We start from the raw sequence: 26,838 nt of genomic DNA, 5'->3' as shown, positions 1-26,838 counted from the left end.
TCCGCAGGCCGGGATCAGCCCACCATAACCCCATGCCCAGCACTCCAGCGCGAACTCCCGTTCGGCTCGCCGCGGTCGACGCACCGGACCAGCCCGCGGTCACGCCCGCCCTGCGCGATCTCTACCGCGGCTTCGAACAGGAGCTGCTCGTTCCGTTGTGGACGGAGATCGGCGACCTGATGCCCGCGCATCCGCGTTCGCGGGCGGTGCCGCACCGATGGCGGTGGGCGAACCTCCTCCGGCTCGCCGAGCAGGCGGGCGAGATCGTGCCGGTCGGGCGCGGCGGGGAACGGCGGGCGATCGCCCTTGCCAACCCGGGCCTCGGCGGCCGTCCGTTCGCGACGCCGACGCTGTGGGCGGCGATCCAGTACCTGATGCCCGGCGAGGACGCGCCCGAGCACCGGCACACCCAGAACGCGTTCCGGTTCGTCGTCGAAGGCTCGGGCGTGTGGACGGTCGTCGGCGGCGACGCGGTCCCGATGCGCCGCGGCGACTTCCTGCCGCAGGCGGGCTGGAACTGGCACGCGCACCACAACGCCACCCGCGAGCCGATGGCCTGGCTCGACGGCCTCGACATCCCGTTCCAGTACGGGATCGAGGCGCAGTTCTTCGAGTTCGGCCGCGAGCAGATCAGCGCGGCCGAGCGGATCACCCCCGACCGCTCTCGTTCCGAACGCCTGTGGGCGCACCCCGGTCTGCGGCCGCTGTCCGTCGGCACGGCAGCGCCCGGCTCTCCGCTGCTGGCGTACAAGTGGGAGCACACCGACGCCGCGTTGCGCGACCAGCTGCAGCTGGAGAAAGAAGGCTACGGCGGAACGGTCGAACCGGGCCACGCGGCCGTCCGGTTTTCCAATCCGCACAACGGTTCCGACGTGCTGCCGACCATCCGCGCCGAGTTCCACCGCGTCGCGCGGGGCGCCGAGACCGCGCCAGTGCGCGAGACCGGCTCGGCGGTCTGCCAGGTGTTCGATGGCTCCGGCACAGTGACCGTCGGCGACACCTCGTGGGCGGTCTCGCGCGGGGACCTGTTCGTCGTCCCGTCGTGGCAGCCGTTCTCGGTGAAGTCGGAGGCCGGTGCCGCGGATTCCGACTCCGGCGCTCTCGACCTGTTCCGTTTCTCGGACGCGCCCGTGTTCGAGGCGCTCCACCTCGACCGTCAGGAGACCCTCCGATGAAGCTCGCCACCCTCCGCGTCGACGGCGACACCCGCGCCGTCCGCCTCGACGGCGACGTCCTGGTCGACCTCGGCTCCCCCGACCTCGGCGCGCTGTTCGCCCAGGACGGCTGGGAAGCGCACGCCGCCCAGGCGACCGGCGAGACCTGGCCCGCCGAGGGCGCGGACCTCGCCCCGGTCGTGCCGCGTCCGTCCAAAGTGGTCTGCGTCGGGCACAACTACACCAACCACATCAAGGAAATGGGCCGCGAACTGCCCGCGTACCCGACGCTGTTCCCCAAGTTCGCCGACACCCTCACCGGTCCGGCCGACCCGATCGGCAAACCGGCCGAGACCGACGCGCTCGACTGGGAGGTCGAACTCGTCGTCGTGGTCGGCAAAACGGTCCGGCGCGCGAACGAGGACGAGGCCGCGGCGGCCATCGCCGGGTTCACCGTCATGAACGACGTCTCGGTCCGCGACTGGCAGTTCCGCACGATCGAGTGGACGCAGGGCAAGATCTGGCAGTCCTCGACGCCGGTCGGCCCGTACGTCGTGACGCGGGACGAGGTCGGCGGCGTCCGGCCCGCGCTCGAGGTGAAGACCACTGTGGACGGACGCGTCATGCAGCGCGACAACACCGGCACGCTCCTGTTCGACCCGGTGTTCCTGGTGCGGTACATCTCCACGATCGTCCAACTCAACCCGGGCGACCTGATCGCCACCGGCACGCCGGCCGGGGTCGGCCACGCCCGCGATCCGAAGGCCTACCTGACCGGCGGCGAAACCGTGGTCACCGAGGTGGCCGGGATCGGCGCGTGCGTCAACCAGATCGTGAAGGAAGCCTGATGGCGCCCGCCGACGCGCGGAACTGGGTCTCGTTCGGCACCGAGCTTTTCCTGACGCACGCGAAGGAACTGTCCGAACCGAGCGCGCTCCCCCGCTGGACCCGCAAGCACCTCGCCGCGCACGTCGCGGCCAACGCGGACGCCCTCGGCAACCTCGTGCACTGGGCGCGGACCGGGGAGCGCACCCCGATGTACTCCTCGCCGGAGCAGCGCAACGCCGACATCGAGGCGGGCTCCCGGCAGTCCGAAGGCCAGCTCACGGCGTGGCTGCGGGATTCGGCGCGTTCGCTGGAGTCCGCGATGGCCGCGTTGACTCCAGAGCAGTGGCAAGCCGAGGTGGTCACCGCGCAGGGCCGGACGGTTCCCGCCACCGAGATCCCGTGGCTGCGGGCGCGCGAGGTGTGCGTGCACGCGGTCGACCTCGGCACCGGAGCGACGTTCGCCGACCTGCCGGAAGCGTTCCTGTCCGCGCTCGTCGCGGAGATCCAGGCCAAACGCGGTCTCGCCGCGCTGCCGGACGGGCCGCTGCCTGACGTCGCGGCGTACCTGGCCGGGCGGCCGCATTCGCTGACCGGGGTCCCCGACCTCGGCCCCTGGTTGTGAGGAGAGCCCATGGACACCCCTGACGTGCTCGTCGTCGGCGGCGGGATCGGCGGGCTGAGCACCGCGTTCGCGCTGTCCCGGCTCGGCCTGCGGGTGCGGGTCCTGGAGCAGGCGGCGGAGTTCGGCGAGGTCGGGGCCGGCATTCAGCTCGCCCCCAACTGCACCCGGATCCTCGACGCCTACGGCCTGCTGGACACCGCGAAAGCGCGCGGCGTCGTCCCGGACCGGATGGTCATGCGCGACGCCGTCGACGGCCGCGACCTGACCGCGCTCGACCTGCGAGACCTCGAACGCCGCTACGGCTTCTCGTACCTGGTGATCCACCGCAGCGACCTGCACCGGCTGTTCCTCGACGCCTGCCGCGACGCGGGCGTCGAACTCCTCACCGAGCAACGGATCGTGTCTTACACGCCGGACCCCGCCACCGCGGTCACCGACGACGGCACTGTCCACAGTGCACCGGTCGTCCTCGCCGCCGACGGCCTGCACTCGGTCGCTCGGAAGCACTTCGCGGACGACCAGCCGGTCTCGTCGGCATACGTCGCCTACCGCGGCACGGTGCCGATCGCCGAGGTCGGCCGTCCGGTTGACCTGTCCGAGGTCGTGGTCTATGTCGGCCCGCGCTGCCACTTTGTCCATTATGGACTTCGCGGCGGCGATTTGCTCAATCAGGTAGCCGTTTTCGAGTCGCCGAAGGCTGTGGCGGGTATGGACGACTGGGGCACGCCGGACGAGCTGGACACCGCGTTCGCCGCGACTTGCGACGAGGTGCGGGCCGGGATCCCGCGGATGTGGCGGGACAAATGGTGGCGGATGTACGACCGCGACCCGATCTCCACCTGGGTCGACGGCCGGCTCGCCCTGCTCGGCGACGCCGCGCACCCGCCCCTGCAGTACCTCGCCCAGGGCGCGATCATGGCCATCGAGGACGGCTGGGTGCTGGCCGAGCACATGAAACGGCTGGGCAATTGGGACGATGCGCTGGCCGCGTACCAGGCAGTCCGGACGGAGCATTGCCGCCGAGTCGTGCTGACCGCCCGGGCCTGGGGAAACCTGTGGCACCTGGACGGCGCCGAGCGGGAACAGCGCAACACTCTCCTGCACGCCCGCGAGACGGACGACTACTCCTTCACGGACTGGCTGTACGGTCCGACGGCCTTGTTCCCGGAGGACGAGCCGCCGATGTTCGAGCCGATTCCGCTGTCTGCCGCGGACGATTTGACTGCCACGCGATGACCCTTACCGGCGGTGAACGACCCGTTCACCGCCGGTTTTTCATTCACCCCAACTTCTCCGCCAACCGTCGGCAGCCCTCCACCAGCGCCACCGCGTGTTCGTCCCGCTGCGCTTTCGTCATCCGCGCGGTCGGCGCGGCGACGCTCAGCCCGCCCAGCAGCGGGCCGTCCGGGCGGGCGACCGCGCAGCCGATCGAGCTGACGCCGTCCTCGCTCTCGCCCGCGTTGAGCGCGTAACCACGCCGCCGGATGCGCTCGATCTCCGCCAGCAGCGCGCTGCGGCTCGTCATGGTCTTCGTGGTGACCTGGCCGAGCACGTCGTCCGGGTAGCGCTGCGCGATCTGGTCGTCCGGCAGGTGCGCGAGCATCGCCTTGCCGAGGCTCGTCGCGTGCGCCGGGAGGGTGCGGCCCACGCGGCCGGACACCCGCAGCGCCCGGTCGCTCTCGATCACGTCCAGGAAGCGCACCTGACCGCCTTCCAGCGAACCGAGATGCACGGTTTCGCCGGTGGTTTCCGACAGCCACTGCAGCACCGGACGCGCGACCGCGCGCAGGTCCATCTGGTTCACCACCGACAATCCGATCTCGACCAGCGCCGGCCCGGCCCGGTAGACCCGGCTGACCGGGTCCTGGTCGACGAATCCGTGGTGCACGAGCATCGCCATCAGCCGGTGCGCGGTCGACTGGCCCACGCCCAGCGCGTCCCGCGCGTCGGACAGCCGGAGTTCTCTCGTGGCGCTGAACATCCGGAGCAGCCGCAGCGCGCGGTCCACGGATTCGATCGGGTACTGGGGAGCGGGCCGCGCGGGACCGGCTTCGGCGGCGGATGTCTGCATAGCAGACATCGTATCCGGACCAGGGCATGTGTGGACGGCCTTAAGGATAAAAGACGGCAAAGTTTCTGGATAACAGAATTGAAGTCCGCAGGCTAGACTCGCAGCCGGGTCTCGGGGTTAGCATGAGCCGACGGCACGCGGGGCTCCAGGTCCCCGCGGGACTCAGGAAGCGCAGGAGCGACGATGCTCGAAGCACATTCCGGCCCGGAAATCCCGACCCGGGTCGCCGAACTTCTCGACCGCGAGTGGCGCCTGCTCGTCGACGGCAAGCTCGTCCCGGCGCGGTCCGGAGCCACCTTCTCCCGGGTGTCCCCCTACACCGGCACGGTGATCGCCGAGGTTCCCGACGCAGGACCCGGCGACGTCGACGACGCAGTGCGCGCCGCGGCCGACGCCCGGGCGGTCTGGCGGGACACCCTTCCCGTCGAGCGAGCGAAGCTGGTCGCCGAACTGGCCGACGTGATCGAACGCCACGGCGAGGAACTCGCCCTGCTCGACACTGTGGACGCCGGTTCGCCGATCTCGAACTCGCGCGTCGACGTCGGGGTGACGGTGGCGCAGCTGCGCATGTTCGCCGGGCAGGCGCTGGAACTCAAAGGCACCACGGTGCCCGCCAGCAACGCGCTGCACGTGACCACGCGCGAACCGGTCGGCGTGGTCGCGCGGATCGTGCCCTACAACCATCCGCTGATGTTCGCGGGCAAAATCGCCGCGCCGCTGGTCGCGGGCAATCCGACGATCCTGAAGCCGCCGGAGGCCGCGCCGCTGTCCGCGTTGCGGCTGGCCGAGCTGGCGAAGGACATCTTCCCGCCCGGCGTGCTGTCGGTGGTCGTCGGCGACGGACCGGCGGTCCCGGACGCGCTGGTGCGGCACCGGCACGTGCGGCGGATCGGGTTCATCGGGTCCGAACCGACCGGACGCGCCATCCAGCGCGCCGCGGCCGAGAGCGGCGTCAAGGACGTCAGCCTCGAACTCGGCGGCAAGAACGCGATGGTGGTGTTCCCCGACGCGGACCTCGAAGCCGCGGCCGCCGGCGCCGTGTTCGGCATGAACTTCACCTGGTCCGGACAGTCCTGCGGGTCGAACTCGCGGCTGCTCGTGCACCAGGACGTCCACGACGCGCTCGTCGCCAGGGTGGTCGAGCTGATCGAGGCGCGCCGGATCGGCGATCCGTTCGACGAGCGCACCGAACAGGGCACCATGATCAACCGGGCGCAGTACGAGAAGTCGTTGTCCTACATCGACATCGCGGTCTCCGAAGGCGCGAAGGTCGCCACCGGCGGCGGCCGTCCGGCTGGTGTGGACGAGGGCTTGTTCGTGGCCCCGACGGTGTTCACCGGCGTGCGCCCGGACATGCGGATCGCCCGCGAGGAGGTGTTCGGGCCGCTCCTGTCGGTCATTCCGTTCGCCGACGAGACGGAAGCGGTCCGCATCGCCAACAGCGTCGACTACGGGCTGACCGCGAGCGTCTGGACCTCCGACGTCACGCGCGCACACCGTGTCGCCCGCGCGTTCGAGGCCGGGTTCGTCTGGATCAACGGCTCGTCCCGGCATTTCCCCAACGTGCCCTTCGGCGGCGTCAAGGGGTCCGGCGTCGGCCGCGAGGAAAGCCTCGAAGAACTGCTCAGCTACACCGAAACCAAGTCCCTCAACGTCATGTTCTGACTAGCGAAGGCAAAGGGGCCCTCAATGGCGTACGTCATCGGCATCGACACCGGCGGAACGTTCACCGACGCGTTCGTCGCCGACCAGCAGAACCGGCTCGCCGCGGCCAAAACCCCGTCCACTCCCCCGGATTTCGCGACCGGGTTCCTCACCGCGATCGACGAGCTCGCCGCGGAACTCGGCATCCCGGTCCGCGAACTGCTCGCGAACACCGACTATCTCGTGCACGGCACCACCTCGACGCTCAACGCCCTGGTCACCGGCGACGTCGCGCAGGTCGGTTTCCTCACCACCCGCGGGCACGCCGACTCGATCAGCATCATGAATCTCGAAGGCCGCTACGCCGGCCTGGGCAGCGACGACATCCAGCACATGGCCCGCACGGCGAAGCCCGCGTCCTTGGTGCCCCGGCACCGGATCCGCGAGATCGACGAACGCGTGGACTACCAAGGCCGCGTCGTCGTCCCGCTCGACGAGGACGGCGTCCGGACCGCCGTACGCGACCTGCTCGCCGACGGCGCGGAGGCGATCGCGGTGTCGTTCCTCTGGTCGTTCCGCAATCCCGCGCACGAACAGCGGGTGCGCGAGATCGTCCAAGAGGAGGCTCCGGAGGTGTACGTGGCGCTGTCCAGCGAGGTCAGCCCGCGCATCCGGGAGTACCCGCGCAACGTCACGACGATCATGAACACGCAGGTCGGCCCGCGGCTGGGCAGTTACCTGCGGCCGCTCGAAGCCGAACTGCGGGAGCGCGGGCTGACCGGCGCGCTGCTGGTGATGCAGGGTTCCGGCGGCTGCGTCACCGCCGCGGACGCTCCGGCGCACGCGATCAGCACCATCGGTTCGGTACTGACCGGCGGCGTCGTCGGCTGCACGCGGATGGCCGCGTCGCTGGGCCACGACAAGGTGATCTCGACCGACATGGGCGGCACGACGTTCCTGGTCGGGCTGGTCGTCGACGGCAAACCGGTGACCACCACGAGCACGATCCTCAACCAGTACACGATCAGCACGCCGATGGTCGACGTGCACACGATCGGGGCCGGCGGCGGCGCGATCGCCTGGGTCGACCCGGGCGGCAACCTCCGCGTCGGGCCGCGCAGCGCCGGCGCTCGTCCCGGACCGGCGTGCTACGGCGAGGGCGGCTGGGAGCCGACGGTCACCGACGCCGACCTCGTCCTCGGCATCATCAACCCGGACAATTTCCTGGGCGGACGCAAGAAACTCGACGTCCAGCTGTCCCGGGACGCCATCGGCAAGGTGGTCGCGACCCCGCTCGGCATGTCCGTCGAGGACGCGGCCGCGGCGATCTACGCGATCCAGAACGCCCAGACCGCCGACCTCGTCCGCAAGGTCGTGGTCAACTCCGGCCAGGACCCCCGGGACTTCACCCTGTACGCGTTCGGCGGCGCGGGCCCGATGCACTGCGCGAGCTACTCGGCCGACCTCGGAGTCAAGGAGGTCGTGGTCCCGCTCGGCTCCACCGCTGCGGTGTTCTCCGCCTACGGCCTGGCCGCGTCGGACATCGTGCTGACGGCCGAACAGTCGCAGCCGGTCGCGATGCCGGTACCCGCGAAGACCGCGAACGAGGTTTTCGCCGGATTGGAACGCGAACTCGAGCGCCGGTTGGCCGAGCAGGGCTTGACCTTCTCCGCGATCAGCTACGAGCGCGAAGCCGACATCCGCTACACGATGCAGCTCGCGGAGGTCGCGACTCCCGTGCCCGGCGGCGAGCTGACCGCAGAGTCGGTGGACCAGCTCGGCCGCGACTTCGAGGCGAGCTACGAAGCGTTGTACGGCAAGGGATCCGGCTTCCCCGACGCCGGACTGCAGCTGATCACCTACCGCGTCCGCGCGACTGGCATCCTGCAGATCCAGCCGGAGCTGCCCGAGCACGGCACGCTGCCCGGCAGGCCCGCCGCGAGCGGCGAGCGAGAGGTGCTGCTCGACGTGCGGACCGGCCGCCAGCCCGCCGCGATCTACGACTACCGCGCCCTTGGTGCGGGCCACGAGATCGAAGGCCCGGCCGTGGTCGAAGCACCGACCACCACCGTCGCCCTGCCGCCGGGCACCCAGGCCACTGTGGACCGCCTGGGCAACCTCGTGCTCCGTTTCCCTGAGCGGAAGGAACTCTCCTGATGGCTGTCATCCCCGTCGCCGGATCCGAGCGATTCGTCCAGTCCGGCGCTCCCCTCGACCCGGACGCCCGCTTCGGCGACCTCAAACTGCACCGCGTCGGTTCCGAGGCGGTCGACGCGCTGACCTACGAGGTGGTCCGGCACCGGCTGGTCGCCATCACCGACGACATGGGCGACGCGATCAAGCGCATGTCCGGCTCGGTCGTCGTGACCGACTGCAACGACTTCGGCGCGGGCATCATGGACGAGACCGGCGAAACCGTCCAGGTCGGGCTGTACAACATGCAGCTCGGGTCCGCTTTGGACATGGCCGTGCGCTGGACGCTGGAGCACCGCGCCGAGAACCCGGGAATCGCGCCGGGCGACCAGTTCCTCCTGAACGACCCGTGGATCGGCGGCGGCCTGCACCAGAACGACGTCACCGTCCTCGCGCCGCTGTTCTACGACGGCCAGCTGTTCTGCTGGACCGGTGCGGTCGCGCACCAGGTCGACCTCGGCGGCGTGTCGCCGGGCAGCTGGTCGGTCGAGGGGCACGACGTGTTCTGGGAGGCGCTGCCGATCCCGCCGGTGAAGATCGTCGAAGGCGGCACGCTGCGCTCGGACCTGGAGGACATGTACCTGCGCCGGTCCCGCGTGCCGCGGCTGGTCGGGCTGGACCTGCGCGCCAAGATCGGCGCGAACAACGTCGCGCAGGACCGGCTGACCGCGCTCATCGACAAGTACGGCCCGGACACCGTCAAGGCCGTGATGAAGAAGATGATGGGCGACGCGGAATCCCAGCTGCGCGCCAAACTGCGCGCGCTGCCGGACGGAACGTGGTCGGCCGTCGCGCACCAGGACGGCGCGCGGGCGGGCGACCGGGACATCCACAAGATCGTGGTCGCGATGTCCAAACAGGACGACACGCTGACGTTCGATTTCACCGGCACCGACCCGCAGGTCGACGGGATCATCAACTGCACCCTCGCCGGGCTGCGCGGCGGGATCCTGCCGATCCTGCTGACCATGCTGTGCCCGGACATCTCGTGGTCGCCGGGCGGGATCTACCGGTGCGTGGAGATCGTCAGCGAGCCCGGGACGATCAACAACTGCACCTTCCCCGCCGGCATCGGGAAAGCGTCGGTCAACTCGGCCTGGTCCACGCAGAACGCGGTCTCCGAAACCGTCGCGCAGATGCTGAGCACGCACGCCGAGCTGAGCCGGTCGGCGATGAGCGTGTGCTGCGGGACCTGGGATCTGACCCTGCTGGCCGGGGTCGACCAGCGCGGCGGCGGTTTCGCCACGATGCTGTGCGACGCGATGTCCGGCGGCCTCGGCGCGAAGGTGGACGGCGACGGCGTCGACACCGGCGGCGAGAACTGCATTCCGATGGGCCGCATCGCCGACATCGAGATCAACGAGTTCAGCTTCCCGATGCTCTACCTGTGGCGGCGCGAGGAGGTCGATTCCGGCGGACCCGGCCGGTGGCGCGGCGGCGTCGGCGCGTCGAGCTGCTTCATCCCCTACGACTCCCCCACGCGCAGCGTGCACCTCGTCGTCTCCGCCAACGGAAAGGCGGTGCCGCAGGCACCCGGCATTTCGGGCGGCTATCCCGCGGCCACGCAATGGGACGTCCTCGTCCGCGACACCACCGTGCGCGACCAGCTCGCGAACGGCCGGATCCCGCAGACGATCGAGGACCTGAGCGGCCGCGCGGACACCCTTCCGCCGCACCTGGAAACCCATCTCGCCGAAGCGGACGTCTACTTCACCCATTGGCAGGGCGGCGGCGGAATCGGCGACCCGCTGCATCGCGAACCCGAACGCGTCGCCGCCGATGTCCGCAACGGCAAGGTGTCCGCTCTCGCGGCGGCGGACGTCTACGGCGTCGTGCTTTCCGACGGCGAACCGGACCTCGCGGCCACCGCGGCCCGCCGCGACCGGCTGCGCTACGAGCGCGCCGGGCTCACCCCGCCGGAAGGAGCGCACCAGTGAACCTCGACCTCAACCTCCGCGTGGACGACGGGACCGGCGCGGTCGTCTGCCGCCACTGCGCGACGCGGATCGGCGACACCACCGCCGAACCGATGGCGCACGCACTGCGCCACGAACGCCCCTCGACCGAAGCCGGACCGGGCGTCCACGCCGATCCCGCCGCGTTCGTCGACCGGAAAGTGCTGCTGCGCCAAGCGTTCTGCCCAGGCTGCCGGACGCTGCTGTCCACCGAGATCGTGCCGGACGGCGAACCCTCCTACCGAAGCTGGAGCCTGACATGACTCTCAACGGACTCGCCGGAAAGGTCGTCGTCGTGACCGGTGCGGCCCAAGGCATCGGCGCGGCGTACGCCCGCCGCCTGGTCTCGGAAGGCGCGACCGTCGTGCTCGCCGACCTGAACCTCGATGGCGTCCAGGCCACCGCCGCTTCTTTCGACGGCCCCGGCAAAGCCAGCGCGTACGCACTCGACGTGTCCAGCCGCAGCAGCTGTACGGAGTTCGCCGCCCAGCTCACCGAGGCGCACGGCCGAGTCGACGGTCTGATCAACAACGCCGCGATCTTCTCCACCATCAAGATGAAGCCGTTCTGGGAGATCACCGACGAGGAGTGGGACCGGCTGATGGCGGTCAACCTCCGCGGCCCGTGGCTGCTCGTGTCGGCGCTGCTCCCGCTGCTGCAGGCGTCGCCGTCGGCGAGCGTCGTCAACATCGGCTCCGACGCGGTGCAACTCGGCCGCCCCGGCTACCTGCATTACGTGGCCAGCAAGGGCGGCGTGCACGGCATGACGTTCTCGATGGCGCGCGAACTCGGCGAGTTCGGCATCCGGGTCAACACGCTGTCGCCGGGCCCGGTTTACACCGAAGTCGCGAGAGAAACCGTCACCCCGGAACAACGCGAGGCCATGCTGCGCGCCCAATCGCTGCACCGCCCCGCCGGAGCCGACGACATGACCGGTTTGGCCGCGTTCCTGCTCAGCGACGACGCGGGTTACCTGACCGGCCAGACCCTCAGCGTCAACGGCGGGCTGGTGCACCGATGAGCACGCAACAGGAACTTGTCGCGCTGTCGTCCCGGATCCTGGCCGCCGCCGGACAAGGCGACCTCATCTGGGGCCACGTCTCCTGCCGCGACGCCGACGGACGGGGCGTGTGGATCAAATCCGCGGAATGGGGCATGGAGGAGGTCACGCCGGAGCGCGTGCACCTGGTCAACGCCGAGGGCGAGGTCGTCTCCGGCACCGGCCCGCGGCACAGCGAATACCCGATCCACACCGAGGTCGTCGCCGCCCGGCCGGACGTGAACGCGGTGGTGCACACTCACGCGCCGCACGCCGTTGCCTTGGCGGCGACCGGCCAGGAGCTGCGGCCGGTGAGCCATGCCGCGAACCTGTTCGTGCCGCCGGAAGTGCCTCGTTACACCGAGACCGCGGATTTGATCCTGACTCCCGAATTGGGCAAAGCACTGGCGGCGGAACTCGGCAATGCGCGGGCGGTATTCCTGGTGAACCACGGAATCGTCGCGGTCGGCGATTCCGTGGAGAGCGCGACTGTCGCGGCGGTCGTGCTGGAGCGGGCGTGCGAGCAGCAGCTGCGCACCCAGTCGTTCGGCGGGTGGCCCAGCTGGTCCCCGCCGGAGGAATCGCACGCGAAGCGGGAGCATATTTACCATCCCCGCGCGGTGCGGGCGGTGTGGGATTACTTGGTGCGGCAGCTGCCGTGAGGCGGTGGGTGCGCGGTCCGGGCTGGGCCGCGCACCCACCAGCAGGCCGCACTGGTCCAGGCCACCGAAATCCCGCCAACGGCCCTTCCTGGCAAAGGAATCCGCACCCGCCCAGCCCTTGCCGCGATAGGGAACAATTTCTAAAGCATGTTCCGCGGCGGAGGGGCGACCCGATGACGGTGCGAGTCTTGCTGGTCGAGGACGACGCGTTGATCAGCGAAGCGCTTTCCCTCGCTCTCGCTGACCAGGGCTGCGCGGTGACGCAGGCCGCGTCCGGCGAGGACGCGCTGGCGATGCTCGAATCGGTGAGCGTGGACGTCGTCCTGCTCGATCTGATGCTGCCCGGCATGGACGGCCTCAGCGTCTGCCACGAGCTGCGGGTGCGCGGCGATCTGCCGGTCATCATCATCACCGCCCGCGCCGACAGCCAGGACGTGATCGCCGGGCTGGAAGCCGGGGCCGACGACTACGTGACCAAGCCGCTCGTCGCCGGCGAGCTGGCGGCTCGGATCCGCGCGCTGCTGCGCCGCGCCGCGCCGGTGCGCAGGTGTTGTCTCCAGGTCGGCGATCTGCTGCTGAGCACGCACGACGAGACGGTTTCCCGCCACGGCGTCCAGATTCTCCTTACCCGTACCGAATTCCGGCTGCTGGCCGAACTGGCCGCGGCCGAGGGCGAGGTCGTCACGCGCGAGCAGTTGCTGCACCGGATCTGGGGGCGCGACTACTTCGGCGGCACGCGGCTGCTCGACGTCCACATCCGGCGATTGCGGCGCAAAGTCGAACCGGATCCCGATTGCCCGCGTCTCGTGCTGACTGTCCGGGGAATCGGCTACCGCGCCGAGCCCCGGCCGTGAGCCCGGCGCCGGTGTCCCGGCTTTCCTTGCGCTGCCGGGTTTCCGCGGCGTTCGGGCTCGGCCTGCTGGTCGTGGTCAGCGCGCTGTCCGCGGCGACCTGGCACCTCGCCACCGGGTACCTGCTCAACCAGCGCCAGCAGAGCGCCGACCGGCATTCCCGGATCAACGCGCGGCTGGTCGACAACGAGGTCCGCGACCGGACCGACGGGCTCGGCGAACTGCTGTCCGGCCTCACCGGCGGGCCGAATTCGACAATCCTCGTGTCCCTGCCCGGGGGCTGGCACACCGCTGGGCGTCCGATCGGTCCCGAGCACCTCCCGCGCGGCCTGCTTTCCCGCGCCCGCCCCGGCGCGCCCGCGCACGAGCGGTTCACCGCCGGCGGGGTCCCGGTCCTCGCGGTCGCGCAGCCGCTCGCCAAGGCGAAGGGTTACTACGTCGAGCTCCATCCGCTGCTCGGGCTCGAACGGACCTTCCGCGACCTGCGCATGATCCTCGTCGCGGGCACCGTGACGTGCGGCCTGTTCGGCGTCGCCCTCGGCGCGTGGGCGGCCCGGCGCGCACTCCGCCCGCTTGCCGCGTTCACCGAAACCGCCGCCCGGATCGCGCGCGGCGACCTGCGCGCCCGGCTGCCCGAACAAGCCGGACCAGATCTCGCTCCCCTCGCCGCGACCTTCAACGCCACCGCCGACGCGCTGGAACAACGGGTCCGCCGCGACGCCCGGTTCGCCGCCGACGTCAGCCACGAACTGCGCTCGCCGCTCACCACGATGACGACCGTCGCGGAGGTGCTCGACCGCCGCCGCGACGCCATGCCCGCGCCCGCGCAGAAAGCACTGCAGCTCCTTTTGGCCGAACTGCACCGGTTCCGCGGCATGGTGCTCGACCTGCTGGAGATCTCGGCCGTCGACCAGGCGGACAACGGCGACGACCGCGAACTGGTCGACCTCGGAACGCTGGTCCGCAGCGGCGTCGCGAGCAGCCCCGCGCCACGCCCGACGCTGGACCTCGCCGCAGGGCAGCTGCTGGTCGCCGCGGACCGGCGCCGCCTCGACCGGGTCCTGGCGAACCTGCTCGACAACGCGGCCCGCTACGGCGGCGGCGCGGTCCGCGTGGCCGCGCACGCGTGCAACGGCGTGGTCCGGCTGGAGGTGGACGACGCCGGCGAGGGGGTGCCCGCCGAACTCCGCGAACGGATCTTCGAGCGGTTCTCCCGAGGCGTGCACGCCGGACGGCGGGATCCTGATTCGGGAACCGGGCTGGGACTGGCGATCGTCGCGGACCACGTGCACCGCCACCACGGCCGGGTATGGGCGGAGGGACGGCCGGGCGGCGGGGCGCGGTTCGTCGTCGAACTTCCCGAGGCGCGCGGGTGATCGCCGTTCAGCGGCCGGCTACGGCGGGTTCCAGCGCGCTCAGCACCGACTGGTGCGTGATCCACCCGGTCAGCTCGTCAGTCCCGGTCAGCACCGGAAGCCCGGTTCCCGGCGCCTGAGCGAGCGCGTCGAGCGCATCCGCCAGCGTCGAATCGCTCGTGACCAGCGGCGGCAGCTCGGCGAGGTCTCCCACCCGTCCCGCGTTGTCCTCGGCCACTGCTTCGGCGACCGCGCGAGCCGTGGCACAGCCCTGGTACCGGCCTTGTTCGTCGATGACCGGCAGGATTCCGTGGCCGGACAGCGCGAGCGCGTGCGCGGCCAGTTCCAGCGGCAGGTCCTCGCGCAGCGGCTCCGGCAGCGGTTCGGTGACCGCGGAGACTTTCGTGTCCGCCAGCCGCCGCGCGGACGGGTGCTTGTCCAGATCGATGCCGCGGCGGCGGAGTTTGAGCGTGTAGATCGTGTCGCGGCTGAGCGTGCGGCTCACCGCGGTCGCGATCACGATCGCGGTCAGCATCGGCAGGATCACCGTGTACTGGCCGGTGAGTTCGAACAGCACGATCACCGCCGTGATCGGGGCCCGCGCCGAGCCCGCGAATGCCGCGCCCATGCCGATCAGCCCGTACACGCCCGGCGACGCGGTCACCGACGGGAACCACGTGTGCACCGCGATCCCGAACGCGGTCCCGGCCATCGCGCCGATGAACAGCGACGGCGCGAACACCCCGCCCGAGCCGCCGATCCCGATCGTCAGGCTGGTCGCCACGATCTTCCCGAGCATGAGCACCAGCAGGAAACCGAGGACGTACTTGCCCTCGACCGCGTTCTGCAGCACGGGATAACCCACCCCGTACATCTGCGGCAGCGCCAGCAGCAGCCCGCCGAGGAAGACGCCGCCGACGGCCGGGCGCAGCCATTCCGGACCGCGCCACAGCCGGTCGCACAGGTCCTCGATCCAGTACAGCACCCGGGTGAACAGCACCCCGCACGCGCCGACGACCAGGCCCAGCACCACGAACAGCAGGTACTCCACCGGATTCCGCAGCGTGAACGGCGGCAGGTCCAGGAACGGCGCGTTGCCCAGCACCGCGCGGCCGACGACGCTCGCCGTCACGCTCGCGAGCACGACCGCCCCGAACGATTCCGCGGCGAAATCGCGCAGGATCAGTTCCATCGCGAAGAACGGACCGGCCAGAGGCGCGTTGAACGTCGCCGCGATCCCGCCCGCCGCGCCGCACGCCACCAGCACCCGCAGCCGCGACTCGGGCAACCGCGCCGCCCGGCCCAGCGCCGAGCCCAGCGCGGACCCGATCTGCACGATCGGCCCCTCCCGGCCCACCGAACCGCCGGAGCCGATCGTCAACGCGGACGCCAGCGCCTTCACCACGCTCACCTGCACCGGAATCCGGCCGCCGCGCTCGGCGACCGCGTACATCACCTCCGGCACCCCGTGCCCGCGCGCCTCGGGGGCGAACCGGTGCACCAGCGGCCCGTAGACCAGGCCCGCCAGCACCGGGGCCAGCAGCAGGAACCACGGCCCCAGCTCAGGGAACCAGGAATGCGCCGCCCGCCCGGCGTCCGAGTAGTCCGCGTGTCCGGAGAACACGTGCGTGAACGACGTGATCAGCCACCGGAACACCACCGCGCCCAGCCCCGCGCCCGCCCCGATCAGCACCGCGAGCCCGACCAGCCCGGCCCGGCTCTCCCGCACCCACCGGCCCACCGGCTGGCGCACCGGTACCACCAGCCCGCGTTTTCCCGCATTCTCGCCCGACGACATTGATGCAGTATGCAACAATTGCGTACGGCCATGGTTGCGGGATCGCTCACACCGGCCGGACGGCGGCGATTTCCCCGGCGTTATCCGGGTTTTCGTCCGTTTCGCGTGCGGGGTTGGTCAGAACACGAAGTAGCGCAGCCACAGGTACGGCGCGGCGACGAGCACGGTGATCAGCGTGACGACCGCGCCCTTCTTGGTGAACTCCCAGAACGAAATCGGCGCCCCGGCCCGCGCGGCGAGCCCCAGCACCACCACGTTCGCACTGGCCCCGACAGCCGTCATGTTGCCGCCGAAGTCCGCGCCGAGCGCCAGCGACCACCACAGCGCGTCCGAATGCGCGGGGTCGGGGATGTCGTGGGTGAGCGCGAGCACGAGCGGGCTCATCGTCGCCACGTAAGGGATGTTGTCGATCACGCCGGACAGCAGCGCGGACACTCCGAGGATCAGGAAGACCGCCAGCAGCGCGTTCCCGCCGGTGGCTCCGGCGGAGAGCTTGGCCAGCCAGTCGATCACGCCGGTTTTGACCAGCGCCCCGATCATGATGAACAGGCCGGCGAAGAACAGCAGGGTTTCCCATTCGACGCCGGCCAGGTACTGCTTGGGCAGCGTGCCCGAGAGCAGCACCAGCAGGCCCGCGCCGAGCAGCGCGACCACCGACGGGTCCAGGTGCACCACCGAATGCAGCACGAACCCGGCGAACACGAGCAGCAGCACGGCGCCGGACTTGATCAGCAGCTTCGGCTGCCGGATCGCTTCGCGTTCGTTGAGCGCCATGACGTCGGCGACCCGTTGCGGGTCGACAGTGAACGAGCCGCGGAACAGCCACGGCAGCACCAGCCCCAGCACGACGAGCTCGAGCGCGACGATCGGCGCGAGGTTGAGCAGGAAGTCGTTGAACGCCAGCCCGGCGCGGCTGCCGATGATGATGTTGGGCGGGTCGCCGATCAGCGTTGCGGTGCCGCCGATGTTGGACGCGAGTACCTCGGCGATCAGGAACGGGACCGGGCTGATGTCGAGCCGGTCGCACACGAGCAGCGTCACCGGGGCGATGAGCAGCACCGTGGTCACGTTGTCCAGGAACGCCGACGCGACCGCGGTGATCAGCACCAGCAGCAGCATGATCCGCAGCGGCGACCCCTTGGCGCGTTTGGCCGCCCAGATCGCGACGAATTCGAACACGCCGGTGCGGCGCAGGATCCCGACGATGATCATCATGCCGAGCAGCAGGAACAGCACGTTCCAGTCGACGCCGGTGTCCTCGGAGAAGAACGCGTCGGCCGAGCCGCTCACCCCGGTCGCGAGCACGACGCCCGCCCCGGCGAGCGCGGCGGTCATCTTCGGGATCTTCTCGGTCGCGATGAGCACGTAGGCCACCACGAAGACGACCACCGCGATGATCGTGCTCACCGGCGGACCGCCCGGGTCAGCGAGGCGTCAGCGCGTGCTCCAGCAGCCGCGACGCGGAAACCACGCCGAGCAGCGTCCGGTCCCGCATGACGGCGACGAGCGGGCACCGCAGCCGGGCCATCGTCGCGGCGACCTCCACGATCGTGTCGTCGGCGTCCACCCTGGGCAGCTCGCGCGGTTCGTCGGGCAGCAATTCGCGCACCGTCCGCCCGCCCAGCTTGTCCGCGACGCGGTCCGCCATCGATTCGCTGAGCACCCCGGCCAGCGACGGATCGTCGCGCACGTACGGCGGCACCAGGAACTGGACGACGTCGGAGGCGGGCAGCACCGTGTGCGGGCATCCGGACGCTTCCGTCACCACCAGCCCGGGCAGCCGGTGCTCGGCCAGCAGGCGCGCGGCCGCCAGCGCGTCCGCATCGAGGTCGACGACCGGGAACTCCTCGGCCAGGTCCGCTGCGCGCATGCCCCCAGGCTACGGCGCGCCGGGCGGCTCCGCCGGACCTCGCGATTTCTTTCCGCACGCCTGACGCCCGCACCAGCATCCTCGGACTCCCCGGGGTCGAACGGACCGCCCGCCGCCCGGCCGGGCACGGGCAGGCCGACCAGACTTCCCGGCACACCACGCGTAAAGATGCCGCAAAGACCGGCCCGGGGCAAACCGGGGTTTCGGCGTCGCGGGACGAGCAGGTGCCGCCGTCGGCCCCGTATCCATCCTCCGAGCCGGCCCGGCGCACCGGAATCGCGCGGTCCACAGTGGACTTCCGGCTGACCTGCCAGCTCCGCACAACGCGGGGACCACCGGAGCCAGTGCGGACCTGGTGCCCACTGCGGTCATGGTCGCCAAGGGGCCCGCCAGTCCGACCGCTGCCTCCAAACCGGACGAACGAGGGTCGAGCGCCAGGATTCGCACTGAATTCCCTCGTGCTCGAGGTCCCGCCCGCGACGCTAATCCGGCACGACCCGCAGTCACCGCGGGCGGACGTCCGCGCTGCCGGAGTCTTTAATCCCCCGCGCAACGGGAGTGCGCCCCAGCCGCAGCGCCGAGACCAGGAAGAAGATCCCGCCCAGCACCGCGTACCCGGCCACCGCGGCCAGCGACGGGGCGGGCGCGCCGGCGCTGAGGACGAAGTTCACCCCGGCCAGCACGGAGATGCCGCCGCTGAGGATCATCGGCCACTGGCCGCCCATCTCGCGCCGCCCGACCGCCACGCTCAGCTGCACCAGACCGGCTGCGACGGCCCAAGCACCCCACACCCGCAGCACCGCCGGGACGCCGGACGCGCTGGCGACCGCCAGGCCGATCCCCGCCAGCAGGCTGATCGCGATGTTCACGTACAGCCCCACGGCCCGGGTCGAGCGGGCGTCCACGACCGCGGCCGCGACGTCGAACAGCGGGTACCCGACAACCAGGACCACCCCGAGCGGGCCGAGCTGCGACTTGGTCGTGAGGAACAGCAGCGCAGCCCAGACGAGGGCGAAGGCGAACCGCGCGAAATACAGTCGGCGCAACGGGGCCGCACTGGCGGCGGGCTTGTCAACGATGGTCACGAGGATCCTTCCGAGGACTCAGGTAGAACGAACGTTCTGTCTCCCACTGAGCCTGTCGGCCCGCCCGGGCAGCGTCAATGCCGGACGGTCTTTCCGAAGTCTTACGGGGCAGGAGGCACGCGGTGCCGCAGGAGACCGTCGACACCCTGGAGGAACGTCTCTCCGACCTCGGCCGAATCCGTCAAGCAGCCCGCGGCCATCGCACCGTCGCGCAGCATTACGAAATGCCGGGCCGCGGGCTCCGGTGCGGCCGAACCGATCCGCGCGAGCACCTCCGTGACGGTGCGGAGGAACCACTCGCGGTGCGCGAGGACGGCTTGGTGCACGGGATGCGCGGGGTCCGGGTATTCCGCCGCCGCGTTCAGGAAAGCGCAGCCGCGGAAGTGCGCCGACTGGATGCTCTCCGCGATCTGCCCGGCGATGGCCCGCAAAGCGTCGACCGCGGGAGGGTTGCCGTCGAGGATCTTGCCGATGCCGTCGCGTTCCATCTCGGACACGCCCTGCAGATACGCGACGACGAGGTCTTCCTTGCCCGGGAAATGCCGGTACAGCGTGGCCCGCGTGACCTTGGCCTCCGCCACGAGCCGGTCGATCCCGACCGAGTGGAGGCCTTCGGCGTAGAAGATCCGGGTCGCGGTCGCGAGCAGCCGCGACCGCGCCTCGGACACCTGGATCTTCTGCACCACAACGGCAACGCTAGCAGAGAGAACGGTCGGTCCCGCCCGGTCGCGCTACCCGGCCAGGTGGTCGCCGATCTGCGCGAACACCGCTTCCAGGGGCGGCACGGGAACCGACGGCGACATCACATGCGAGCCGTAGTGGGCGATCACCAGTGCCCGCCCCGGACTGACCTGCAGCCGCTGCCCGTGGATGCCTCGCGCGCCGAACGTGCCGTGGCCGTCGTCAGGAACCCACCAGAAATTGTGGTACCCGATCGGCCGGACCGCGCCGGTCGGCAAGGCGCGCCGCGCGGGTCCGGGCGGCACGTTGGCCAGATCGGCGACGACGCGTTCCGGCACGATCTGCCGGTCGCCGACCGTCCCGCCGCGACGCAGCATCTCCCCCACCCGGGCAAGATCCCGCAGGGTCGCGCTGTAGCGGCCGCAGGCGATCTCGGTCCCGGTGGAATCCAGGCAGTACGCACCGTCCTCGTCCGCTCCCAGCCGGGCCCAGACCCTTTCGCTCCACAGTTCGGCGAGGCTCACGCCGGTGACGCGACGAAGGGCTTCCGCGACAGCTTCGGTGTTTCCGTTGTCGTAGCGGAATTCAGTGCCCGGCGGCGCGACGGCCTGCGCGGTGGCCAGATGCTCCTTGACGCTGGTCGGTCCGGTATAGCCAGCGGGACGGGGCACGATGCCGACCGCGGCGAAATACCGTTGCGCTTCAAGAGGTTTATAGAACGGACGCCCGCCGTAGTTCATCACCGTGCCCATGTGCAGCAGGTGGTGAATCGAGGCGTCGCCGAACGCAGTGCCGCCGAGTTCCGGTGCGTAATGAGCCAACGGGCGGTCAGCATCGAGCATGCCTTCGTCGATGAGGAGCGCGGCGAGCAGTCCGGTCCACGACTTCGCGACCGACGCGGACAGGTGCACGTCGTGTGGCCGCATGCCGTGGAAGTACCGCTCGTACACGATCTTTCCCCGATGAGCGACCAGGATCGCGTCAGTTTCGGCACTGGCCAGGAACTCGGTCAGTTTCATGGCCGCACCCCGCGCGTCGACCAGCAGGTGGTCCAGGTCGCGGGGATCCTCCGGCAGGTCCCAGCGCAGGCCCGCGCCCCGCCAGACCCGCCGGGTCGGGCCGGTTTCCCGGGCGCGCGTCATGCCGAAGCGGACGAACGCCGGGTCGACGTAGCCGCGGCTCCAATAAGCATTGTCCACTGTGTACGGAGTGGTCACGGTTTCTCCTTGACTACAGCGAGTGCCGCGATGCGCCGGGCGTCGCGTTCCGGACGGACGAAGAAGAGCGCGGCCACCCCGCCGGCCATCATCAGGACTCCGGGAATCGCGAAGGCGGTGGCGAAACCGGCGGCCGGTCCGTCCGCGGCCTCCACGAGCCGACCGGTGAGATACGGCGCGAGCAGCCCGGCGACGGTGACCAGCGCGACGCTGACCGACAGCACCGCACCTCGCTGCGCGGGCGGGCTGATCTCGCTGTTGACCGTCTGGCCGTTGGCGAAGGTGACGCCGTGGAAGCTGAACGCCACGGCGATCAGGACGATCCGCAGCGCGGGCTGGGTCACGGTCGGCAGCAGCACCATCGCCAAGCCCGCCAGGATCAGCACACAGCCGCCGAGGATGCCGCGGGCGATCCGGCTGGGCACGCCGAGGTGCAGCAGCCATTGGGTGAGCGCGCCGTGGGCGAAGGTCAGGACCAGCCCGGCCACCCACGGGATCGTCGTGATCGCGGCCGCCTCGCCGGCGCTGTAGCCGAGCGCCATTTCGAGGTAGGACGGCAGCCACGCGACCATCAGCGTGGACGTCCAGTACGCGCCGAACGCGCCCGTGAACCCGCCGAGCCACGTTCCGGAGAGCAGGATCCGCCGGTACGGAACGCGGCTGGCCGGAACGGGAGCCGCGCCGGCCGGGGCCAGGTCGACCGGACCGTCGCGGCCGATCACCAGCCACAGCACGCACCAGACGCAGCCCACGAGGAACATGGCCAGGAACGCGGCCCGCCACCCGAAGTGCACGATCGCCAGGGTGAGCAGCGGGGTCGCGATCGCCCCGCCCAGCGCGCCGCCGCCGACGATCAGCGCGCTCGGGATGTTGCGCTTGGCGTTGGGAAACCAGCTGTAGGCGGCGTGCAGCGCCATCGGCTGCGCGGGCCCTTCGGCGGCGCCGAGCACGATCCGGCTGAGCAGGAGCAGCCCGACCCCGCTCGCCGCGACCACCGACACCTGCGTCACCGCCCAGACCAGCGCGAGCACCAGCAGGATCCACCGCGTCGAGATCCGGCTCGACGCGAAGCCGACCGCCAGCGCGCACACGCTGAAGAGGAAGAAGAACGCGCTGGACAGCAGGCCGTACTGCGACGGGCTCAGCCCGAACTCGTGCATGATCGGGCGCGCGGCGAGCCCGAGGACGGCCTTGTCGCCGTAGTTGATCAGCATGAACAGCAGCAGCATGGCCACCACGGACCAGCGGCGCAGCCAGCCGCTCCCCGCGGCGCCGTCGGTCGGCGCGGCCGAGCGCGGCCGGGTCCCGACGGGCTTCACCGCTGCGCTCCGGACTGGAGCAGGGCTTTGGCGATGCCGTTCTTCTGGATTTCCGACGATCCGGTCAGCACGCGGAACATCCGCAGGCGGCGGAACAGCCATTCCACCTCGGCCCCGCGCACGAGCCCGGCTTTGCCGTGGATCTGCACCGCCTCGTCCGCGATGCGGAAGGCGTTCTCCGCGACGAACAGCTTGCACATGAACGCCTCCGTGCTCGGGGTGCTTCCGGAGTCCAATTCGGACAGTGCGTCGTACGTCATGGCGCGGGACGCGTAGTAGGAGGCGGCCATGTCGGCGATCTTGTGCTGGATCGACTGCAGCGCCGCCAGCGGGCCGCCGAACACCTGGCGGGTGCGGGCGAATTCGATGGTGAGTTCGAGCGCGCGCCGGGCGTGGCCGAGCACCGTCGGGCAGTGCAGCAGCCGGTTGGTGGTGACCCGGCCGAGCCCGATGCGCAGCCCGTCGCCGACGCGGCCGAGCAGTTGCTGCGGGCCGACGTAGCAGTCGTCGAGGATGATGTCGGACTCGATGTGCTGGCCGGACATCGGAACCTCGCCGTCGGCGACGGTGCAGCCCGGGGAGTCCAGGTCGACCAGGAAGGCCGAGTAGCTCTCGCCCTCCCCCGCCATCCGGGCGACCAGCACGGAGAAATCGGCGATCGGGCCGGCCGAGGAGAACACCTTGCGCCCGCTGATCCGCCAGCCGTCGCCGTCCGGGGTCGCCACGGTGCGCATCGCCCGCACGTCCGACCCGGCATTGGTTTCGGTGAGCGAGAAGCAGCACGCGCGTTCTCCGCGGACGACCGGCAGCAGGTACCGTTCGCGCTGTTCGTCGGTGGCCGTCGAGAAGATCGCGCCGGCGCGCAGCGGGCCGCCCAGGTCGCCGAGCACGCAGTGGTACAGGATCCGACCGGACGCGCCGACTTCCTCCTTGAGCGCGGCCAGTTCGGTGTACGTCAGGTCGAGGCCGCCGTACTCGCTGGGCAGGTGGACCCCGTAGAAACCCAGCTCCCGGCAGCGTTTCCAGACCGGTTCGATCACGGCCCGGGTCAGCGGGGTCTCCGGGGTCAGCCCGAGCGCGGCCTCGTAGTCGGCGAGTTCGCCGGACAGGTATTCGCGCAACCGGCCGACCAGGTCCGCCAGCCGCGGGTTGTGGTCGTAAGCCGGGGTGAGGGTGAAGGACATGCCGGGCCTCCTCAGTGGACTTTCCGGGCTTCGCCCGCCCAATACCGGTCCCGCACCGCGCGCCGGTCGATCTTGCCGTTGCGGTTCACCGGGAGTTCGCCGGCGAAATCCACCGAACGCGGTTTCTTGATGCGCGCCAACCGTTCCGCGCAGAACTCGATCAGTTCCTCGGCGGTGACCTCGGACCGGCGGACGACGACCGCCTTCACCGCTTCGCCCCACTGCTCGTCGGGCACGCCCACCACGCACGCCTCCGACACGGCGGGATGCTCGTAGAGCACGGATTCCACTTCGGTGCAGTAAATGTTGTAGCCGCCGGAGATGATCAGGTCCTTCTTGCGGTCCACAATGAACAGATAGCCGTCGGCGCGCAGGTAACCGATGTCGCCGGTGTACACCCAGCCGTCGCGGAACGTCTCCGCGGACAGCTCCGGCTCGTGCCAGTACTCCGTCACGCAGTCCGGTCCGCGCACCACCACCTCGCCGAGTTCCCCGGCAGCCACTGGCCGTCCTTCGTCGTCGACCACGCGAACCTCGGAGTCGAACAGCGGCCGCCCGGCCGACGACAGCAGCTCCGGGTCCTCCTCGATGCCGCGCACGACGTCGTCGCAGGTCAACACTGTGACACCGCTGGTGGTCTCGCCCTGGCCGTACCCCTGCATCACCACCGGACCGAACGCCGCGACCGCGTCGCGCAACCGCTGCGGCGACACCGGTGCGCCGCCCACCCGAAGGCAGGTCAGCGAAGACAGGTCGAAGTCGCCGAGGCCGGGGTGGGACAGCACCATATTCAGCATTACCGGCACCAGGAACGTCGAGGTGATCCGTTCTTTCTCGACCGTCCGCAGGAATTCCTCGGCGGTGAACCGCGGCAGCACCACCGCGGTCGCCCCGCGGGAAAACGCCGCCAGCAAACCCATTCCGGTCGCGTGCGTGATCGGACCCGCGGCCAGATACCGTTCCTCGACGGCGGGTGCCCCTTCCGGGCTCATCAGCCGCTTGCGCATGTTCGCCAGCCGGTTCCCGGTCGTCTGCACCGCGGCCTTGAGCTTCCCGGTGGACCCGGACGTGAAGTGCAGGACCGAGGGATCCTCCGCGCCCACCTCGACCGCGACCGGCTCCGCCGACCCCGCTGCCAGCACCTCGGCGTAAGACCGGACATCCGGCGTGCGGCCGTCGTAGTCGATCAGGGAACACGACGTCCCCGTGGCCGCTTTCTGCGCCGCTTCGGCGTGCTCGGCGTCGACGAGCAGCACCCGCACGTCCGCGTCCGCCAGGATGTGCTCGACCTCGCCCGCGGACAGCCGCGCGCTGATCGGCACCCGCAGGAAACCGCCCTTGTAGCAAGCGATCTCGGTCTCCACCAGCTCCGCGCTGTTGCCGGAGAACGTGGCCACCGCCTGCCCGGGCTCGACGCCGGACGCGAGGAGCGCGGACGCCAGCCGGTTCGTCCGCTCCTCCAGTTCGCGGTAGGACCACCGCCGCTCGCCGCACACCAGCGCCGGCTGCTCGGGCCAGAACGTGCTGGCACGGGTGACATAGCTGCCCAGGTTCACGCCGACTCCCTGTTCTCCGTCAGACTGACCAATGCTGAACACTGTGTCTATTAACGGTCGCGGTGTCAACAGTTCGCTACACTCGGGCCGGCACCGACCGAAGGGGGCCCTTTGCCGACCACTGACCGACGGACCCGCCGCACCCGCGGCCTGCTCCGCGACGCGCTGGTGTCGCTGGTGCTCGAACGCGGATACGCCAACGTGACGGTGGAAGACATCACCGAACGGGCCGACCTGGGCCGCGCGACGTTCTACAGCCACTACCCGGACAAGGACGCCCTGCTGCGACACGTGGTCACCGAACTCCAGGAGGAACTGGACGAACGCCTGCGCCCGCTGGTCCCGGCGTCCTCAGTCGGGTTCACCGGCAAACCGGCGCTCGAGCTGTTCCGGCACGCCCGCGAAAACCGGGATCTCTACCTGCTCATCCTGCGCGGCGAGGGCGATGGCCGAGCGCTGCGGCAATTCACCGACGCGCGCATCGACGCGGTGTGCTCGGTGTTCCAGTCCCGGGCGGACCACCACGACGTCAAACCGCGCATCGACCTCGGCGTGCTGGCGAGGGCGTGGGTCGGGGAACAGCTCGCCGTGCTGCGGTGGTGGCTGGAAACGGAGCCCGCGCCGATGTCGGCCGAAGAGGCCACCGGGATGCTGCAGAACCTTTCACTGCGCGGCCGCTACTGGGCCAACGGCTTCGAGGGCGACCCGCCGGATCCCGCGCCTACCGGGGCGGATTCACCGCAGTCCTGACTTGGCCCACCGCTCGGCCACCCGTCGGCAATCCTCCCGGAGTTCGGCCGGACGTCGGTCAGCTCGGCGTCGAACGTGGCCAGGATGCCCGCGATTCCGGCCCACGGCTCACGCGCCGAGCGTGAGCCGACCTGCAGACGGTCCTGCTGGACACCTTCCGCCGCCGACGCTGGGCCGAGCGCACCCTGGAGGTCACCGCCAACGCCGACCCACAGAGCGTCGCCGCGTTCCGCTTCAACGCCGCCTCCACCCGGGCCGCCGATCTGGCCCGCAAGCCGAATCACCGCCCTGGGCGACGCCGTCGCACAGTTCGAAGCCGGGTGCGCCAACATGGGAGCGGGGTCCTGACGTTGGCGATGAAGACGGTCCGGTGAATCCTCGCCACTGACACCTCACTCGGAGCCGTTGCCACCGCTCTCGGCACGCCTCTCCTGGCCGCGGCCGCACGCCTGCGCCGCTGACGGAGTTCAGGCCTGCGCCTCGCGAAGCATCCGCACCGCCTTCGGGCCAACGCCGTGCAAGGCCAGCAACTCGGCGTCGGTCCATTCAGCGGTCTGCGCGAGCGTCGTGATCCCCGCCCCGTGCAATGCCCGAGTCGCCGGACTGCCGATCGCCTTGGGCAAGTCGCCCACTTCGCCCGCCACCGCAGTCCCGGCCGCAGCTACTGGAGCCGCCAGACGTTTCGGTGCGCGGGCTAGCCACGCTCGGCGCACCCAGTAGTTGAGCTGCTGCCCGTTGAGGTCCTCGATCGGGAACCGCACCCCCGCCCGCGCCACCCGCCGCGCGCTCGGGTGTTGCGCGCGCATTTCGTCCACATCGGACGCAGTCATCCGGAGCACGACCTGACGATCCGGTCGCAGGGCGGCGAATTCCTTGCCCTGCACCGTGAACACGACCGTACCGTCAACGGCAAGCTCGGCCGTCTCCGGATAGGACAGGGCGGTTCTGCGGAGCTGCGCCGGTGTCGTCATGCGCTCCAGGCTGGCACGACTGCGCCGAGGAGG

24 protein-coding genes are annotated in these 26,838 nt (G+C 70.5%); 13 read left to right on the top strand and 11 right to left on the bottom strand.

Annotated features, from left to right (window positions below; genetic code table 11):
* The first annotated feature begins 32 nt into the window (after positions 1-32).
* The 4 genes from CU254_RS18630 to CU254_RS18615 are packed head-to-tail and all read left to right on the top strand — an operon-like array spanning position 33 to position 3,840.
* Positions 33-1,175, top strand: a complete 1,143-nt coding sequence (locus CU254_RS18630; RefSeq protein ID WP_009078312.1) for a cupin domain-containing protein — start codon at positions 33-35, stop codon at positions 1,173-1,175.
* Positions 1,172-2,002 carry a fumarylacetoacetate hydrolase family protein gene (locus tag CU254_RS18625; protein ID WP_009078304.1) on the top strand — a complete coding sequence of 277 codons (831 nt, stop codon included), beginning with the start codon at positions 1,172-1,174 and terminating at the stop codon, positions 2,000-2,002. Before CU254_RS18630 ends, CU254_RS18625 begins: the two co-directional genes overlap by 4 nt.
* Positions 2,002-2,604 carry a maleylpyruvate isomerase family mycothiol-dependent enzyme gene (locus tag CU254_RS18620; RefSeq protein WP_009078302.1) on the top strand — a complete coding sequence of 201 codons (603 nt, stop codon included), beginning with the start codon at positions 2,002-2,004 and terminating at the stop codon, positions 2,602-2,604. Before CU254_RS18625 ends, CU254_RS18620 begins: the two co-directional genes overlap by 1 nt.
* 9 nt (positions 2,605-2,613) lie before the next feature.
* Entirely contained in the window at positions 2,614-3,840 is a 1,227-nt protein-coding gene (locus CU254_RS18615; RefSeq protein WP_009078300.1) for an FAD-dependent oxidoreductase, read from the top strand.
* Between the two features lie 43 nt (positions 3,841-3,883).
* Here the strand turns inward: CU254_RS18615 and CU254_RS18610 are convergent, their stop codons facing one another.
* Positions 3,884-4,675 (bottom strand): IclR family transcriptional regulator, encoded by a 792-nt coding sequence (locus CU254_RS18610; protein ID WP_009078299.1) that lies wholly within the window; start codon positions 4,673-4,675, stop codon positions 3,884-3,886.
* A 183-nt stretch (positions 4,676-4,858) separates the two neighbouring features.
* Between CU254_RS18610 and CU254_RS18605 the strand changes: the two genes are divergently transcribed.
* The 8 genes from CU254_RS18605 (at position 4,859) to CU254_RS18575 (ending at position 14,395) form a co-directional block, all read left to right on the top strand.
* Positions 4,859-6,340, top strand: coding sequence for an aldehyde dehydrogenase family protein (locus tag CU254_RS18605; RefSeq protein ID WP_009078297.1), 1,482 nt, complete (start codon positions 4,859-4,861; stop codon positions 6,338-6,340).
* A 24-nt stretch (positions 6,341-6,364) separates the two neighbouring features.
* Positions 6,365-8,476, top strand: a complete 2,112-nt coding sequence (locus CU254_RS18600) for a hydantoinase/oxoprolinase family protein (RefSeq protein ID WP_009078295.1) — start codon at positions 6,365-6,367, stop codon at positions 8,474-8,476.
* Positions 8,476-10,449, top strand: a complete 1,974-nt coding sequence (locus CU254_RS18595) for a hydantoinase B/oxoprolinase family protein (RefSeq protein ID WP_009078293.1) — start codon at positions 8,476-8,478, stop codon at positions 10,447-10,449. The genes CU254_RS18600 and CU254_RS18595 overlap by 1 nt, the downstream gene beginning before the upstream one ends.
* The gene (locus CU254_RS44150; protein WP_037714099.1) at positions 10,446-10,730 is read left to right on the top strand and encodes an acetone carboxylase subunit gamma; all 285 of its coding nucleotides are present in this window, start codon (positions 10,446-10,448) and stop codon (positions 10,728-10,730) included. The genes CU254_RS18595 and CU254_RS44150 overlap by 4 nt, the downstream gene beginning before the upstream one ends.
* Positions 10,727-11,488 carry an SDR family NAD(P)-dependent oxidoreductase gene (locus CU254_RS18590; protein ID WP_009078292.1) on the top strand — a complete coding sequence of 254 codons (762 nt, stop codon included), beginning with the start codon at positions 10,727-10,729 and terminating at the stop codon, positions 11,486-11,488. Before CU254_RS44150 ends, CU254_RS18590 begins: the two co-directional genes overlap by 4 nt.
* Entirely contained in the window at positions 11,485-12,168 is a 684-nt protein-coding gene (locus tag CU254_RS18585) for a class II aldolase/adducin family protein (protein WP_009078290.1), read from the top strand. Before CU254_RS18590 ends, CU254_RS18585 begins: the two co-directional genes overlap by 4 nt.
* A 173-nt stretch (positions 12,169-12,341) precedes the next feature.
* Positions 12,342-13,022, top strand: a complete 681-nt coding sequence (locus CU254_RS18580) for a response regulator transcription factor (protein ID WP_009078288.1) — start codon at positions 12,342-12,344, stop codon at positions 13,020-13,022.
* A complete protein-coding gene (locus CU254_RS18575; protein WP_009078285.1) occupies positions 13,019-14,395 on the top strand; it encodes a cell wall metabolism sensor histidine kinase WalK in 1,377 nt (458 codons plus the stop codon). The genes CU254_RS18580 and CU254_RS18575 overlap by 4 nt, the downstream gene beginning before the upstream one ends.
* A gap of 7 nt (positions 14,396-14,402) precedes the next feature.
* Here the strand turns inward: CU254_RS18575 and CU254_RS18570 are convergent, their stop codons facing one another.
* From CU254_RS18570 to CU254_RS18530, 9 genes are all read right to left on the bottom strand, one after another.
* Positions 14,403-16,172, bottom strand: a complete 1,770-nt coding sequence (locus CU254_RS18570; RefSeq protein ID WP_009078284.1) for a chloride channel protein — start codon at positions 16,170-16,172, stop codon at positions 14,403-14,405.
* Positions 16,173-16,289: 117 nt separating this feature from the next.
* Positions 16,290-17,579: an ArsB/NhaD family transporter gene (locus CU254_RS18565; RefSeq protein WP_009078282.1), complete on the bottom strand. Its 1,290-nt coding sequence runs from the start codon at positions 17,577-17,579 to the stop codon at positions 16,290-16,292.
* A 16-nt stretch (positions 17,580-17,595) separates the two neighbouring features.
* Positions 17,596-18,042 carry a CBS domain-containing protein gene (locus CU254_RS18560; RefSeq protein ID WP_009078280.1) on the bottom strand — a complete coding sequence of 149 codons (447 nt, stop codon included), beginning with the start codon at positions 18,040-18,042 and terminating at the stop codon, positions 17,596-17,598.
* Between the two features lie 503 nt (positions 18,043-18,545).
* Positions 18,546-19,127 carry a membrane protein gene (locus CU254_RS18555; protein WP_009078279.1) on the bottom strand — a complete coding sequence of 194 codons (582 nt, stop codon included), beginning with the start codon at positions 19,125-19,127 and terminating at the stop codon, positions 18,546-18,548.
* A gap of 101 nt (positions 19,128-19,228) precedes the next feature.
* Positions 19,229-19,795 (bottom strand): TetR/AcrR family transcriptional regulator, encoded by a 567-nt coding sequence (locus tag CU254_RS18550; protein WP_037717454.1) that lies wholly within the window; start codon positions 19,793-19,795, stop codon positions 19,229-19,231.
* Between the two features lie 63 nt (positions 19,796-19,858).
* Entirely contained in the window at positions 19,859-21,025 is a 1,167-nt protein-coding gene (locus CU254_RS18545; protein ID WP_009078275.1) for a serine hydrolase, read from the bottom strand.
* Positions 21,022-22,344, bottom strand: a complete 1,323-nt coding sequence (locus tag CU254_RS18540; protein ID WP_009078274.1) for an MFS transporter — start codon at positions 22,342-22,344, stop codon at positions 21,022-21,024. The genes CU254_RS18545 and CU254_RS18540 overlap by 4 nt, the downstream gene beginning before the upstream one ends.
* Complete coding sequence (locus tag CU254_RS18535) at positions 22,341-23,528, bottom strand: acyl-CoA dehydrogenase family protein (RefSeq protein WP_009078273.1); 1,188 nt, start codon at positions 23,526-23,528, stop codon at positions 22,341-22,343. Before CU254_RS18535 ends, CU254_RS18540 begins: the two co-directional genes overlap by 4 nt.
* A gap of 11 nt (positions 23,529-23,539) precedes the next feature.
* Positions 23,540-25,084, bottom strand: a complete 1,545-nt coding sequence (locus CU254_RS18530) for an AMP-binding protein (RefSeq protein WP_009078272.1) — start codon at positions 25,082-25,084, stop codon at positions 23,540-23,542.
* 111 nt (positions 25,085-25,195) lie between these two features.
* Between CU254_RS18530 and CU254_RS18525 the strand changes: the two genes are divergently transcribed.
* Positions 25,196-25,834, top strand: a complete 639-nt coding sequence (locus CU254_RS18525) for a TetR/AcrR family transcriptional regulator (protein ID WP_009078271.1) — start codon at positions 25,196-25,198, stop codon at positions 25,832-25,834.
* A 467-nt stretch (positions 25,835-26,301) separates the two neighbouring features.
* On the opposite strand, the gene CU254_RS18520 is transcribed toward CU254_RS18525, so the two are convergent.
* Entirely contained in the window at positions 26,302-26,805 is a 504-nt protein-coding gene (locus tag CU254_RS18520; RefSeq protein ID WP_009078270.1) for a hypothetical protein, read from the bottom strand.
* Positions 26,806-26,838: the final 33 nt, after the last annotated feature.

The sequence above is a fragment of the Amycolatopsis sp. AA4 genome (genome assembly GCF_002796545.1).
Lineage (GTDB): Bacteria > Actinomycetota > Actinomycetes > Mycobacteriales > Pseudonocardiaceae > Amycolatopsis.
Note: the sequence above shows the minus strand (reverse complement) of the source record. Positions and strands in the feature narration are given on the sequence as shown.

What these genes read in the sequence shown, in the direction of transcription:
- CU254_RS18630 (WP_009078312.1), top strand. Translation starts at nt 33, where the DNA reads ATGCCCAGCACTCCAGCGCGAACTCCCGTTCGGCTCGCCGCGGTCGAC.
- CU254_RS18625 (WP_009078304.1), top strand. Translation starts at nt 1,172, where the DNA reads ATGAAGCTCGCCACCCTCCGCGTCGACGGCGACACCCGCGCCGTCCGC.
- CU254_RS18620 (WP_009078302.1), top strand. Translation starts at nt 2,002, where the DNA reads ATGGCGCCCGCCGACGCGCGGAACTGGGTCTCGTTCGGCACCGAGCTT.
- CU254_RS18615 (WP_009078300.1), top strand. Translation starts at nt 2,614, where the DNA reads ATGGACACCCCTGACGTGCTCGTCGTCGGCGGCGGGATCGGCGGGCTG.
- CU254_RS18610 (WP_009078299.1), bottom strand. Translation starts at nt 4,675, where the DNA reads ATGCAGACATCCGCCGCCGAAGCCGGTCCCGCGCGGCCCGCTCCCCAG.
- CU254_RS18605 (WP_009078297.1), top strand. Translation starts at nt 4,859, where the DNA reads ATGCTCGAAGCACATTCCGGCCCGGAAATCCCGACCCGGGTCGCCGAA.
- CU254_RS18600 (WP_009078295.1), top strand. Translation starts at nt 6,365, where the DNA reads ATGGCGTACGTCATCGGCATCGACACCGGCGGAACGTTCACCGACGCG.
- CU254_RS18595 (WP_009078293.1), top strand. Translation starts at nt 8,476, where the DNA reads ATGGCTGTCATCCCCGTCGCCGGATCCGAGCGATTCGTCCAGTCCGGC.
- CU254_RS18590 (WP_009078292.1), top strand. Translation starts at nt 10,727, where the DNA reads ATGACTCTCAACGGACTCGCCGGAAAGGTCGTCGTCGTGACCGGTGCG.
- CU254_RS18585 (WP_009078290.1), top strand. Translation starts at nt 11,485, where the DNA reads ATGAGCACGCAACAGGAACTTGTCGCGCTGTCGTCCCGGATCCTGGCC.
- CU254_RS18580 (WP_009078288.1), top strand. Translation starts at nt 12,342, where the DNA reads ATGACGGTGCGAGTCTTGCTGGTCGAGGACGACGCGTTGATCAGCGAA.
- CU254_RS18570 (WP_009078284.1), bottom strand. Translation starts at nt 16,172, where the DNA reads ATGTCGTCGGGCGAGAATGCGGGAAAACGCGGGCTGGTGGTACCGGTG.
- CU254_RS18560 (WP_009078280.1), bottom strand. Translation starts at nt 18,042, where the DNA reads ATGCGCGCAGCGGACCTGGCCGAGGAGTTCCCGGTCGTCGACCTCGAT.
- CU254_RS18535 (WP_009078273.1), bottom strand. Translation starts at nt 23,528, where the DNA reads ATGTCCTTCACCCTCACCCCGGCTTACGACCACAACCCGCGGCTGGCG.
- CU254_RS18520 (WP_009078270.1), bottom strand. Translation starts at nt 26,805, where the DNA reads ATGACGACACCGGCGCAGCTCCGCAGAACCGCCCTGTCCTATCCGGAG.